Genomic DNA, 13,621 nt, shown 5'->3' on the forward strand with positions numbered 1-13,621 from the left:
ATGGACCATGGCAGCGCTGCAGGCCGTATCTTCCGGGGCGTCGCGCTGACGCTCATCCTCGTGTTTTTCATGTTTCCGATCGTCTGGATCTTGTTGATGTCGTTCCAGACCAACGAGCAGATCCTGCGGATTCCGCCCCGCATTCTGTTCGAGCCGACGCTTGCCAATTACGAGGCGCTGATCTCGGGCCAGTTGCGGACCGCGGCGGGCAATCTCGAGATCTCCTTTATGCACAATCTCTGGAACAGTTTTGTGCTCTCTAGCTTAGCGGTGGTGCTGGCGCTGCTGCTTGGCGTGCCGGCGGCCTATGCGTTTGCCCGCTACAAATTCAAATTGGGCGAGACCATCGCGTTCACGCTTCTGTCGTTCCGCTTTGCGCCGCCATTGCTCGTGCTGTTGCCGCTCTCGCTCTATTACCAGGAGCTCGGTTTGAACGACACGTATGTCGGGATCGTCTGGGTCTACCAACTGATCGCGCTGCCGCTGATCCTGTGGATCGTCCGTGGCTATTTTGAAGATATCAGCCCTGACATCGAGCACGCCTACCGCCTCGCAGGGCATTCCTGGCGCGAAGCGTTCACGCGTATCGCAGTGCCGCTGGCCGGCCCCGGCATTGCTGCCGCGGGACTATTGTCCTTCATCTTCTGTTGGAACAATTTCATCTTCGCCCTGATCCTTGCCTCTGCCGACAAGCAGCCGGTGACGGTGGGTGCGCTTGCTTTCGTGACGGCGTCCGGCATCCAATACGGCCAGATCGCCGCGGCGATCGTACTGTCTGTCATGCCGACTTTGCTACTCGCGCTCTATGCGCAGCGCTACCTGGTGGAAGGCCTATCGCTCGGCGCGGTGAAGGGCTGACGTCATGGCGCGACTGGAACTCAAGCAGGTTCGCAAAACATTTGGCGGCGGATGCTCGGCCGATGGCGTGTCGCTCACCGTTGAGCCCGGCGAGATCGTCGCCGTATTCGGTCCGTCAGGTGGCGGCAAGACAGTTCTGCTTCGCATGATTGCCGGCATGTTCGAGCCGGACGAAGGCGACATCCTTGTCGGTGGCCGCTCGATTGTCGGCGCCGCACCCGAGCGGCGTGGGGTCGGCATGGCATTCCAGAACTTTGCGCTGTTTCCGCATATGAGCGCGCGCGACAACATTGCAAGCGGCTTGCGGGCGAAGACGGCCAAGGCGGCGGCCACACGGATCGATGCGATCAGCCGGCTGCTGAAAATTGAGCATGTGCTTGGGCATCTGCCGCGCGAGCTGTCGAACGGACAGAAGCAGCGCACCGCGCTTGCGCGCGCACTGATCGGTAATCCGGAGGTGCTTCTGCTGGATGATCCGCTCCGAAACGTAGACGCCAAGCTGCGCTACGAAATGCGGCTCGAGCTGCCAAACCTCTTGCGGCGGGGCGCAGCCTCTGTCCTCTATGTCACACAGGACTACCGCGAGGCGATGGCGATCGCCGATCGTATCGCCGTGCTCGTGGACGGTCACGTGGAGCAAATTGCTGCGCCTGAGGACATCTATTCCCGGCCGACCTCGGTCGCGGTCGCGCGCTTGTTCGGGGATCCCAGCATCAACCTTGCCGAGGTCGCGCCTTATGACGAGCATGGGGCGTTGGTCGCCGCGGTTGCCGGCGCAAAGGTGCGGCTGGGCGCGAACGTGGGCACGGCCACGGATCGGCCATGCTGGCTCGGCGTGCGGCCGGAGGATCTGGCGATCTCGCTCACGGCGAGCGAGGACGCCATTCCGGCGCGCATTCTCGCGATCACGCCGATGCACGAAAAGGCGGTACTGCTGCTCCGGCTTGCGGATGGGACGGAATGGTTCGTAGCGCTGCCGCCCGATGCGCCGCATGGGGCTGCAGACGACGCCGTCTTTGTCCGCTTTGCGCCGGAGGCAGCATTGCTGTTCGATCGGGCAACCGGTCTTCGCGTCGGCCTGCCGCATCATCGGCAGGCTGCTTGAGGGGAGCGGAAGGCCATGGGCATGCTGGAGCTTCGACATATCGACAAGACCTACCGCAGTCGCGGAAAGCCGCCGGTTCATGCCGTGCGCTCGCTCGACATGGAAGTCGGCAAGGGCGAGATTGTCGCTCTCTTGGGGTCGTCGGGATGCGGAAAAACCTCGACCTTGCGCATGATCGCGGGCTTCGAAAGCGTCACCTCGGGCACGATCGCATTGCAGGGGCGGCGTATCGAGCATCTGCCGCCGGCCCGGCGGAAGGTTGCGATGGCTTTCGAGGGCTATTCGCTGTATCCGCCGTTGACGGTGCGGGAAAACATCGCTTTCGCGCTGAAGTCGCAACAGATCGCGCGCAGCGAAATCTCGCGACGGGTGGAAGCGGTCGCGCGGCTGGTCGAGATCGAGGGCATCCTGGAGAGCTTTCCGCGCGCGATTTCCGGAGGGCAGCAGCAGCGCGTGTCGCTCGCCCGCGCGCTGGTGCGCGATGCCGATCTGTATTTGCTCGACGAACCGATGGGACAGCTCGAGCCGCAGCTTCGCGCCGTGCTGCGGGGACGGATCAAGAATTTGCTCGCCGAGCGCGGTATGACCGCGATCTTCGTTACGCATGACCAGACTGAGGCGAGTGCGCTCGCCGATCGCATCGCGGTCATGGAGGATGGCGTATTGCAGCAATTCGCAAGCGAGCGCGAGCTGAAGAACCAGCCTGCGAATCTGTTCGTCGCAAGCTTTATCGGCGAGCCGCCGATGAATTTGCTGGAAACGGATGTGAGCCGCTCAGACGGCGGCTTCCGTCTGTTGATGAACCGCGAGGTGGCCTTCGAAATTCGAGGCGACGTGCTCGACCGTGTGGCGCAGAAGACGCTTGAGGACACCGCGAGCGTGCGGATCGGCATCCGGCCGCAGAAGATTGCTGTCGGGACCGGAGATGTGCGCGTGCGCGTCTTTTCCAATCAGTGGCTCGGCGACCAATCGCACGTTGCGGGCGAATGTGGTGGCAAGCTCTTGATCGCGGTGACACCGAGCCGGGTCGCAGCGCGGCCCGGAGACAACATCCAGTTCGGGCTTGATCCGCGTGACATCCACATTTTTGGGGCCGATGGCACCTGCATTCGGCACGCGGAGGTCTCCTGAGTATGCCAACTGCCCAGCGCCGCGATGTGATCGTCGGTATCGATGCCGGCACCTCGTTGATCAAGGCTGTGGCGTTTACGCGCACCGGTCGGCAGCTTGGGAATGTTTCGTTGCCGAACAGCTACAATGCCTCCATTGGCGGGAGGGTCGAGCAGGACATGGCGCGGACCTGGCGCGATGCAGTCGCGGCGCTACGTGGACTGGCCGGCGCGGTACCCGAGCTTGCGTCGCGGATAGCAGCGATCGCTGTCACCGGACAGGGGGACGGCACCTGGCTCATCGACGAGGAGGGGCGGCCGGTTGCGCCGGCGCTGCTGTGGCTGGATTCGCGCGCAGCGGTTCTGGTCGAGGAGATACGGGACAGCGAGCGCAATGCGGCTCTGTACCAGCGAACGGGTTCTGGACTCAGCGCCTGCCAGCAGGGACCGCAACTGGCCTGGATGCAGGCGCATGCGCCGGAAGTCCTCGCGCGCGCCGACACAGCGTTCCACTGCAAGGACTGGCTCTATTTTCTGCTCACGGGACAGCGGGCGACCGACCCGTCGGAGGCGACGTTCACGTGCGGGGATTTCCGCAAGCGCTGCTTTGATGTCGAGACGGCGCGGTTGATGGGCATCTCCGATCTCGTCGGCCTGTTTCCGGAAGTGGTCGATGGGGTATCGGTAACCCATCCGCTCAGCCGGGCTGCGGCGTTGGAGGCCGGGTTGCCCGAGGGCATTCCGGTGTCGCTCGGCTATGTCGACGTGATCTGTAACGCGCTCGGTGCCGGCCTCTATGATCCCGCGCCTGATGTCGGCTGCACAATCATCGGCTCGACCGGCATGCACATGCGCCTTGTCCCCGACGCAGGTGCCGTGACGCTGAACGCCGAGGCGACTGGCTACACCATGCCATTCCCGGTACCCGGACACTATGCCCAAATGCAATCCAACATGGCGGCAACGCTGAATATCGATTGGCTATTGGATCTTGTGCTTGATGTGCTCGCCGCTGAAGGCGTCACGCGCTCGCGCGCCGATCTCATCCACCGCATCGACAAACACGTGCTTCAGGTGAAGCCGGGCGAGATGCTGTTTCACCCATTCATCTCGGATGCTGGCGAACGCGGCCCGTTCGTGGCTCACGAAGCTTGCGCGCAGTTTCTCGGCCTGCGCTCGCATCACCGTTATTGGGATCTGATGCGCGCCGTGATGGAAGGGCTCGCGTTTGCCGCACGCGATTGTTACGCCGCAATGGGCCGTCTGCCGTGCGATGTGCGGATCACCGGTGGCGCGGCGCGCAGCCGCGCGCTTTGCACCATCCTCGCCGCCGCGCTCGATTGCAACATTCGCGTCTGCAGCCGCGCTGAGGCGGGTGCGGCAGGCGCGGCGATGATCGCCGCTGTCGCAACCGGCAGCTATCCGGACATGACAAGCTGTGCAGAGGATTGGGTACGGCCTCATCTCAGGGAAGCGCAGCAGCCGGATACGGGACTGGCCGTGCGCTACGCCCAGCTGTTCCCGGCCTATCTCGAGGCGAGATTGGCGTCGCGGCCGGTCTGGAAGCAGCTCGCCGCGTTGCGGGCAGGAGGCGCACATGTCTAAGTCCATCGCCATTGTCGGCGACCGCTTCATGCTGCCGTCAGTGTTTGCCGAGCGGATCGCGTCCGCGTGCGGCAACGGCGTCGACATACGCACGCTGGAGCAGCCTTGGCCGGATGAGCCAATGGAGCATGGCTATGCCGGTTCCTCCCTCCACGGGTTGAAGGAGTTCGTGGGTGATCCGGAAGAGGTCGCGGCCTTCATCGGCGATGCCGTGCTGCTTGTCACGCATCTGGCGCCGATCTCGCGGTCGATGCTTGAGCGGCTGCCCAAACTCAAATTCATTGCGGTGTCACGCGGCGGTCCGGTCAATATCGATTTGCAGGCTGCGCGCGATCACAACATCCTGGTCGTCAACACCCCCGGCCGCAACGCGAGCGCCGTGGCGGAGTTCACCGTCGGCGCCATTCTTGCCGAGACCCGCCTTATTCGCAGCGGCCATGAAGCGCTGCGGACAGGCGAGTGGCGCGGCGATCTGTATCGCGCCGATCGGACCGGGCGAGAGCTCAACGAGATGACTGTCGGGATCGTCGGCTACGGCGCCGTCGGCAGCCGCGTAGTTAAGCTCCTGAAGGTGTTCGGCTGCAAGCTGCTGGTGGCCGATCCCTACGTCCAGCTTAGCGCCCAGGACCGCAAGGACGGCGTGGAGCACGTCGGATTGCACGAGCTTCTGGCACGCGCCGACGTAATCAGCCTTCATGCGCGAGTCACAGCCGAAACCACCGGATTCATCGGCCGCGAGGCGTTAGGCTGCGTGAAGACGGGCGCATTCCTCATCAACACTGCGCGCGGTCCACTGCTCGACTACGAGGCGCTGTACGAGGCGCTTGCGTCCGGACAACTCGGCGGGGCGATGCTTGACACCTTCGCCGTCGAACCTGTGCCATCCGATTGGCCGCTGTTGCGGCTGCCCAATGTCACGCTGACGCCGCACATCGCCGGCGCCTCGGTGCGCACCGTCACTGTTGCCGCCGAGCAGGCGGCCGAGGAGGTTCGCCGCTTTCTGGCTGGCGAACCGCCGCTCAATCCGTGCTGAACATGAAAGGTTGCAGGACATGACCCGCGAGGAACGAGAATTGCGTGAGGCGATCATCGCCAAGTGTCGATGGATGAACGCCTCGGGTCTCAACCAGGGGACATCTGGCAATATCTCCGCACGCTATGAGGACAGGATGCTGATTACGCCCTCGGCCACGTCGTACGATGCGATGAAGCCGGAGATGATTGCGTCAATGCCGCTTGAGGGCGCTTATGGCGAGTGGACGGGGCCATTGCAGCCGTCGACCGAATGGCGATTCCATCTCGACATCATGCGAGCGCGCCGGGATGTGGGTAGCGTCGTCCACACCCATTCCACCTATGCGACCGTGCTGGCAATCGCGCGCAAGTCGATCCCGGCCTGCCACTACATGATGGCAGCTTTCGGCGGCAACGACATTCGCTGCGCCGGCTATGCGCGCTACGGCACCAAGGAATTGTCGGAGTTTGCCCTCGCAGCGCTCGAGGGCCGCAATGGCTGTCTACTGGCCAATCACGGCATGATCGTCGTCGGCGCCAATCTGGATAAGGCGATGTGGCTCGCCGTCGAGCTGGAGACGATCGCGCGCCAGTATTACCTCTCCCTTGCGCTCGGGCCGGTCATCCTCAGCAGTGAAGAGATTGCCGACACGGCCAAGGGATTTGCGACCTATGGTCTCCAGACTGCGCGGCCGAAGCCTGCGGCAGATGCGCCCGCAACCGCGAAGGCGGCGCGGCAGCGGACAGAGAAGAGAGTTAGCGGCAAACGATGACGGGGACTGCGCCGGTCGCCGGAAGGGACCATGGTCTGGTCGACGTCGCCGTGATCGGCGGCGGAATTAATGGTGCCGGCATCGCGCGCGATGCCGCCGGTCGTGGCCTCAAGGTCCTGCTGTGCGAAAAGGACGATTTTGCCGAAGGGACGTCGTCGCGCTCGGGCAAGCTCGTGCACGGCGGCTTGCGCTATCTCGAATACTACGAATTTCGTCTGGTTCGTGAGGCGTTGATCGAGCGGGAGGTCCTGCTCGCCTCCGCGCCTCACATCATTTGGCCGCTGCGCTTCGTGCTGCCGCATTCGCCGGAGCAGCGTCCCGCGTGGCTGATCCGGGCCGGCCTGTTCCTTTATGATCATCTCGGCGGCCGCAAGCGGCTGCCGGCGAGCCGGAGCCTCGATCTTGCAGATGCGCCTGAAGGCCAGGCGCTGCGGCCGGAGTTCGGTCGCGGCTTCGAATATTCGGATTGCTGGGTCGACGATGCGCGGCTCGTGATCCTCAATCTGATCGATGCGGCGCAGAACGGCGCTCGCGTGCTGCCGCGAACCCGCGCGGTTCGCGCATACAGGGCAGAGGGCGTTTGGCGGCTCGAGATGCAAAACGAGCAGGGCAACGCAGAGGTGGTCTCCGCGCGCGCTCTGGTCAACGCGGCGGGGCCCTGGGTCCAGCATGTCGTTCAAGGCGTGGCGGGCGTGAATTCGACGTACAGCGTCCGGCTGGTGAAAGGCAGTCACGTCGTGGTGCCGAAATTCTGGCGAGGCGCGCATGCCTACCTCCTGCAGAACGATGACCGGCGCGTCATTTTCGTCAATCCCTACGAAGATGATTTCGCCCTGATCGGCACCACGGATATTCCTTATGATGGGCGTCCCGAGGACGTGGCGGTCGACGATGCCGAGGTCGTGTATCTCCTGCGGATATTGCGGCGCTATTTTTGCAATGCTCCCGATGTGCGCGACATCGTCCATGCGTTCTCGGGCATTCGCCCGCTTTACGACGACAATGCGCAGAACCCGTCCGCGGTGACGCGAGATTATGTTTTCGAGGTCGATGGCGCCCTCGGGGCTCCGCCGCTGCTGTCGATCTTCGGTGGCAAGATCACGACCTATCGCAAACTGGCGGAACATGCCCTGGAGCGTCTGAGGCCATGGTTTCGGAACCTGCCATCAGCGTGGACCGCCAGAAAGCCGCTCCCCGGCGGCGACATTTCCGGAACGTTCGCAGAGTTTGCCGCGGCTCTGGCGCGCGACTACCCGGGCCTTCCGTTGTCAGTGGTACTGCATTATGCGCGATTATACGGCACGCGCGCACGCGGGCTTCTAGGTGGAGCCCGTAGCTGTGCGGATCTCGGGCGCCACTTCGGAGGAAATTTCTACGAACGTGAAGCCGCCTATCTCAGGCAAACGGAGTGGGCTACGAGGGCTGATGATTTTCTCGATCGACGAACGAAGCATGGCCTTCGCCTGACGCCAGCTCAGCGGGCCGCATTCGAGGCCGAGTTCGGAAAGTGAGGAGTAGGTCCATGAAACTGAAACTAGCTCAAATTGCCCCATGATGGATTGGAGTCCAAGAGTTTCAATTGCCTAGAAGGCGGTGTGTGCACCGGGAGATTGAGAGAAATCTCATTCCAGCCAATGTGAGCACGCGTTCTGAAGTGGGGCAGAGCCGGCTCTGGTTGGCGCACGTCCACGACCAAAATTCGGAGAATAGGGGGACAGGCGAGTGCTGACGAGCGGCGATCGCTGGAGCAAACGGAGGCCGAACGCACACTGGAGACAAGGACAAAGCTTGAGAAATGGGGGGCGACGCAAATGTCGCGCTGCGCTATCTCTATGATAGAGCGGCCTAGGATCAATTGAGGGCGCTCATGGAAAAACGAGAGCTGAGAACCTGGTGATCCACCGCGAGTTGCCGGTTAGGGGGCTTCCCCGTCCGCACATCAGGGAGTTTTTGTAGAGGGGTGGCGCAAAAAATCGACCGATAACCGCGCGCGGTATCGCCTTCAAGTCTCCGCGAAGGGAGGGACCGCGCCTTAGAGCGGGTTGGGATCGAATTGAATCGTAGGGGATTCCCAAATCAGGCGAACCATGATTCATCCTCAAGGCCGGGAGGAGGCTGGCAGGGATGGCGCATGGGGAGGCTCTTCGGATTCGGGTGATCAAGGCCGTGGTTGAGGACGGCCTTTCGCGGAACGAGGCGGCGCGGATTTTCCGGGTCGGGATCGCGAGCGCGATCCGTTGGGTGAAGGAGTTCGAGGAGACGCGCCGCGCGGCGGCTTTGCCCACCGGCGGGGACCGACGTTCCGTGCTGAAGCCGCACCGGGATTGGTTGCTGGAACTGCGTCGTAGGGAGAACGATCTGACGCTCGATGCGATCGCCGAGCGTCTGCTTGGCACGCACGGCGTGGAAGCCGACAAGTCGATGCTGTCGCGCTTTTTCGCCGCGGAGGGGATCAGCTTCAAAAAAACCGTGCGCGCCAGCGAACAGGATCGTCCCGACGTCGCTGAGCGCCGGGAAGCGTGGCGGCGCGCGCAGAAGGACCTTGGTGGCCGGTTGATTTTCCTCGATGAGACTTGGACGACGACCGCGATGACACGTCGTTACGCCTGGGCCGACGTCGGCGCACGCGCCATCGGCGATGCCCCGAACGGCCATTGGAAGACAACGACGTTTCTTGCGGGCCTCACCTGCGAGGGGTTGATTCACCTTTTGTGCTCGACGGGCCGATCAACGCCGAGTGTTTCCTGGCCTATGTCGAGCAGATCCTCGTCCCCGTGCTGCGCCAGGGCGACACCGTGATCCTCGACAATCTGTCGAGCCACAAGAACGAAGAGGCCGCTCGCCTCATCGCAGGCGCCGGTGCGCGCCTACTATTCCTGCCGCCCTACAGCCCCGATCTCAATCCGATCGAGATGGCATTCGCCAAACTCAAGGAACTGTTGCGGCAAGCCCAGGCCAGAACCGTCGACGCCCTCTGGGATTTCATCGGACGCACCCTGAACCTGTTCACCCCTGAAGAATGCGCCAACTACGTCCGCCATTGCGGATACAATCCGCTTTGATCGCAACAGGCTCTAGAATTCACCGGCCTTCGCGAGGTTCGCCGCGATGCGTGGTGTGCGCCATCGCGGCGTCCTGATCAACTTGCTCGGATCGGATCCCGTGCGGACTCACTCCATATTTGTCGACGATGTGAGTGTAGTAGCGCACGCAGTCGGACTAGGCCGGCGCGTTTCCGGCTTCCCGGTGACAAACGTAAGGCCTCTGAGCAAAAGGGAGAGGAGTTCTCGGGCGGCGCAGGTTTCCTATCGGCGAAGGCGTAAGTCGCAAACGCTGGCTGCTTGGAATGCGCGTGTCGCGAAATAGGGTGATTTTCTCTCGGGCACTCGGGTGATTGCCCGATGTTCCCGCCAAAGTGAGAACGATAGCTTAGCCTCGTCCTGCGGCCGGGAGATAGGAGCCGAGCGATGACAAATTATGATCCAGACCTGACGGTCTCAGGTGCCGACAGGAGTGCGCTTGCAGTCGACGCCGGACTGCGCGCCCATATGCTACGCATCTACAATTACATGACGGCGGGCGTCGGCCTGACTGCCGTTGTCGCGTGGCTAACTTATCAGCTCACGGGTCCCGCTCTGCTTCAGAATCCACTGATGTGGATTTTTATCCTGGCGCCACTTGCGCTGGTGTTCTTCATCTCATCGGGTATCAACGCGCTGTCGGTGGGAACAGCGCGGCTATTGTTCTTCGTCTATGCCGCGCTGGTCGGCGTATCGCTCTCTATCCTGTTCCACATCTACACCAACTCCTCGATTACACGTGTCTTCTTTATCGCAGCCGCGACGTTCGGGGCCCTGAGCGTCTTTGGCTACACCACGAGGCGCGACCTGTCGGGGCTTGGCAGCTTCCTGTTCATGGGCCTTATCGGCATCATCATCGCAAGCCTGGTCAATCTTTTCCTTAGGTCGACCGGGCTTGACTGGCTGATCTCGGTTATTGGCGTGGGGGTGTTTGCGGGACTCACGGCCTACGACACGCAGCGCATCAAGGCGATGTACGACAGCAGGGACGATGAGACTGCGACCGGTCGCAAGTCCGTGCTCGCGGCGCTCTCGCTGTACCTCAACTTCATCAATCTGTTCATGATGCTGCTACGCCTGGCAGGCGGACGACGATGAGCGGTTCAGGCCGCCGGCCGCTCTTCCGCGCTCGCGAGCGCATCGCGCAGGATCTTTTGCTTGATCTCGTCCAGGGATGTCCTGCCGGGGGCAGCACTCCTGATCGGGCTCGCCCTGACCTTTTGGCTTCGTGGAGATCAAAGTCGCAACGAGAGAAGTTGAGTCGAGGGCCTGAAAATGACAACGATCCGGGTCCTGGGAGCTATTTGCGCCTCCATGCTGATTTGCGCCGACGCGACTTATGCGCAAGGCGAGCCATTTAGGGTCGGAAGACTGTTGTGCGTCAGCAGTGCAAGAGTCGGAAGGGTTCTTGGATCGACGCAGTCATTGCGTTGCGTCTTCCACCACAGTGGCTCCTCCCAGCGTTGCATCTACGAAGGAAGAATAAGGAGGGTCGGCCTCGACGTCGGCGTTACTCAGGCTGGCACGTTGTCTTGGGCAGTCTTTGCCCGAAACTCACGCCGGCTTGGCCCGGGCAGACTGACGGGCAGGTATGTGGGGGCAAGCGCCAGCGCTGCACTGGGACCGGGCTTTGGAGCCAACGCTCTGATCGGTGGCTCGCGCAGAAGCATTGTCCTGCAGCCACTATCGGTCGAGCGCGCGATAGGGATCAATCTGGCGGCCGGATTGACCAATTTGACACTCTCAGCGAGGGGCGTGCGATAAGTCTGCTGACCATCGAGTCCTCCATCCTCCCTCTAACGCGGAGGTTCCCGTTCGCTCAACTTCTTATTGCAGCGAGTTCGAGCGGCCACATAGGTAGTCCGCACATGCGAGGTGCGGTGTCACGCGATCGCGATGCGAGGTGGTCAGCCCGCCCTAGGTCTGCTTGCGCCGCGCCTCCGGCAATGGTTTGAGATCAAACGACAGGAGTCAAGATGACAAGCTATTTGGGGAAAAGCCTCTTAGTCAAGAAATCTGCGGCGGTCCTTCTTCTGCTGCTTGGCATCGTGTTGATCGTGGTCGGCCTGCACGAGAACTCTTGGCCGATTGCCTCGCTCGGAGCTCTTTCTTTGCTTGGCGGCGTTTTCCTCCTGGTGCTTAAGATTGTCGCGCCCAATCAAAGTATTCAGCTCTAGAGCCGCGCTGAGGCTTGGCGAGTCGACGTAGTCGCTACGCACGACACGGGTAGGTCGCGCCAAACCGCTCCTAGCGGAGATGGCAGCTCAGGCCGAACAGTCGCCCCATTGCTTTTTTTCATCCACGCTCCCCTTTCTTGCCGATCTAGTTTCGTCGCTTTGTGCCGCGTCGAGGCAGGCAGCGCTCAGTCTCAAAAGCCTTCAGTAGAGTTTCTCTCCATTCGAGCCTCGGAGCCGTCCGCGCGAGGGATGTCTTGGCGCTGAAGGCCTCATGGTAACGCTAGATTGCACTGTGCGACGCACCGCTCCTGCTTGCGATAAGGCCGATGCCCGTGAGAGTGAGCGCGAGACCCCACACGTTCAGTCCAAGACTCCGATAACCACCAACTCCCTGCGCCGCAAGCAGCGCAAGACCGGCGCCGGTCATGAGGGCGCCGAGCACGTAGCGCCACGCGGGCGCCGGTTCGCCTCGGCTCGCGCGCGGTCGCTCAAAGCGTCCGAAGGCCACAACAAGCGGAATGAGCGCGATCGCATTCGCTGCGAGCCAGGGGAACCGCGACCACCACCACTCAGAGCTTCCTGGTTCAAGCCGCAGACCAAAGCCACCGGCGAGATAGGCGGCGAGGATCACAAGAGTGGTGGCCGTCAGGTGCCAGATGAACAGCGTCATGATATTGCTATTCATCACCACGGTGGCCGTCCACGCTGCGCGGCCAGCAAGCCAGCGGCGTGCGGGGGCTTGGACAGCAAGCAGCAGGCCGCCCTGCATTGCTGCGAGCGCTATCAGCGTGACCTTCGGCGGAGTCGTGGTGCTGATCGGATCGCCAGGGACGCCAATCATTGAGACAGGATAAGGCCCGATGTGCACCAGCAAGAGTAGCACGGCAACACCCAAAGCGGCGCCGACAAGCAGCGTCGTGCGCTCCGAAAACCGCTCGTCGAGCCACGCATAGCCGAGCACGGAGATTGCACCCCAGACGAAGAGATAGTTGGCGCACCCAAGCCAGCGTAAGCCGACGGCAAAGTACATGACATCGACAGCGACCGCGGCAATTGTCAAAGCCCAGAACGATGTCATGCCAAATCGGGTCCACGCAGCCTCCGTGGCTGGCACGAGCACAACAATCCCGATGTACACCGCGAGGAACCAGATCGGTATGAACGCCGCCTGCGAACCATAGCTGATCAGCTCCGGCCGCACGCCGCGGGCGTACTCGATTGCAACGATAGCTACCCAAACCACGAGCAGTGGGAGAATTGGCCACACGAGACGGCGCAACCGGCCTTCAGGCCAGGCTGCGTATGATTTGTGGTCCCGTCGCGCGGCACGCCAGCTCATGCCGTTCGCGTATCCGCCGACCATGAAGAAGATCGGCATGACCTGGACGATCCATGTGAGCCGAGCAGTCCAAGGAACGACCGTCAGGATGTGGAATGTCGTCAACGTGTTGGTTGCATCGAAGTAGGGCGCGGCGGCGAGCCAGTGCCCGACCGTCACCACGAGCATCGACACAGCTCGTAGGAAGTCGACGTAGCGGTTTCGGGACGGGGGCGTCCGGTCAGCAAGCTCGGCAGCACGAGACCACACCGCCATGATCATTCTCCAACGTACCGTTCAGCCTGTACGGTCAAGCATACAGAGGTACTAACGGTTTGGCGGCATGGACCGCTGATTGCGGGCCTAGTGCCGCCAATGTGACTTTCCCGGGCCGCATTTGCCGCAGGCTCGTTCAGGACCTCGATTCAAAAAGGACTTGGAACCATATTTGCTGGCGCCCGTTTGCTTCCGCGGTTCGTGTCAGAATACTTGTCATATTTTATGGAGTTCGGAAGCGGGGTATTGGCTGGACTTGCCAGCAGCCAACGGAAAGCCGATTTCTTGCGGGGGTCTGATCAGCCG

Annotated in this window: 12 protein-coding genes; 11 read left to right on the forward strand and 1 reads right to left on the reverse strand. The window is 62.1% G+C overall.

The genetic code is table 11. The features are described from left to right. From P6U23_RS16825 to P6U23_RS16875, 11 genes are all read left to right on the forward strand, one after another. Entirely contained in the window at positions 1-858 is an 858-nt protein-coding gene (locus P6U23_RS16825) for a carbohydrate ABC transporter permease (RefSeq protein WP_407180824.1), read from the forward strand. 4 nt (positions 859-862) lie between these two features. Further along, positions 863-1,963 (forward strand): ABC transporter ATP-binding protein, encoded by a 1,101-nt coding sequence (locus tag P6U23_RS16830; protein WP_407180825.1) that lies wholly within the window; start codon positions 863-865, stop codon positions 1,961-1,963. A gap of 21 nt (positions 1,964-1,984) precedes the next feature. Beyond that, complete coding sequence (locus P6U23_RS16835) at positions 1,985-3,094, forward strand: ABC transporter ATP-binding protein (protein ID WP_407180826.1); 1,110 nt, start codon at positions 1,985-1,987, stop codon at positions 3,092-3,094. A gap of 2 nt (positions 3,095-3,096) precedes the next feature. Beyond that, positions 3,097-4,677, forward strand: coding sequence for an FGGY family carbohydrate kinase (locus P6U23_RS16840; RefSeq protein WP_407180827.1), 1,581 nt, complete (start codon positions 3,097-3,099; stop codon positions 4,675-4,677). After that, entirely contained in the window at positions 4,670-5,710 is a 1,041-nt protein-coding gene (locus P6U23_RS16845) for a 2-hydroxyacid dehydrogenase (RefSeq protein WP_407180828.1), read from the forward strand. Before P6U23_RS16840 ends, P6U23_RS16845 begins: the two co-directional genes overlap by 8 nt. A gap of 19 nt (positions 5,711-5,729) precedes the next feature. Further along, positions 5,730-6,464, forward strand: a complete 735-nt coding sequence (locus P6U23_RS16850; RefSeq protein ID WP_407180829.1) for a class II aldolase/adducin family protein — start codon at positions 5,730-5,732, stop codon at positions 6,462-6,464. After that, a complete protein-coding gene (locus P6U23_RS16855; RefSeq protein WP_407180830.1) occupies positions 6,461-7,975 on the forward strand; it encodes a glycerol-3-phosphate dehydrogenase in 1,515 nt (504 codons plus the stop codon). The genes P6U23_RS16850 and P6U23_RS16855 overlap by 4 nt, the downstream gene beginning before the upstream one ends. Before the next feature lie 613 nt (positions 7,976-8,588). Further along, positions 8,589-9,526, forward strand: a protein-coding gene (locus P6U23_RS16860; RefSeq protein ID WP_407180831.1) for an IS630 family transposase whose coding sequence is annotated in 2 segments (ribosomal slippage) — positions 8,589-9,165 and positions 9,165-9,526 — 939 coding nt in all. Because the reading frame shifts where the segments join, the coding sequence is not laid out codon by codon here. Positions 9,527-9,931: 405 nt separating this feature from the next. Then, the gene (locus P6U23_RS16865; protein ID WP_407180832.1) at positions 9,932-10,642 is read left to right on the forward strand and encodes a Bax inhibitor-1/YccA family protein; all 711 of its coding nucleotides are present in this window, start codon (positions 9,932-9,934) and stop codon (positions 10,640-10,642) included. A 216-nt stretch (positions 10,643-10,858) separates the two neighbouring features. Next, positions 10,859-11,308 carry a DUF992 domain-containing protein gene (locus tag P6U23_RS16870; protein ID WP_407181491.1) on the forward strand — a complete coding sequence of 150 codons (450 nt, stop codon included), beginning with the start codon at positions 10,859-10,861 and terminating at the stop codon, positions 11,306-11,308. A 212-nt stretch (positions 11,309-11,520) separates the two neighbouring features. Beyond that, entirely contained in the window at positions 11,521-11,721 is a 201-nt protein-coding gene (locus tag P6U23_RS16875) for a hypothetical protein (RefSeq protein ID WP_407180833.1), read from the forward strand. Positions 11,722-12,001: 280 nt separating this feature from the next. Here the strand turns inward: P6U23_RS16875 and P6U23_RS16880 are convergent, their stop codons facing one another. Further along, positions 12,002-13,315, reverse strand: a complete 1,314-nt coding sequence (locus P6U23_RS16880) for an acyltransferase family protein (protein WP_407180834.1) — start codon at positions 13,313-13,315, stop codon at positions 12,002-12,004. Positions 13,316-13,621 lie beyond the last annotated feature (306 nt).

Source organism: Bradyrhizobium sp. STM 3562, assembly GCF_045571435.1.
GTDB lineage: Bacteria > Pseudomonadota > Alphaproteobacteria > Rhizobiales > Xanthobacteraceae > Bradyrhizobium.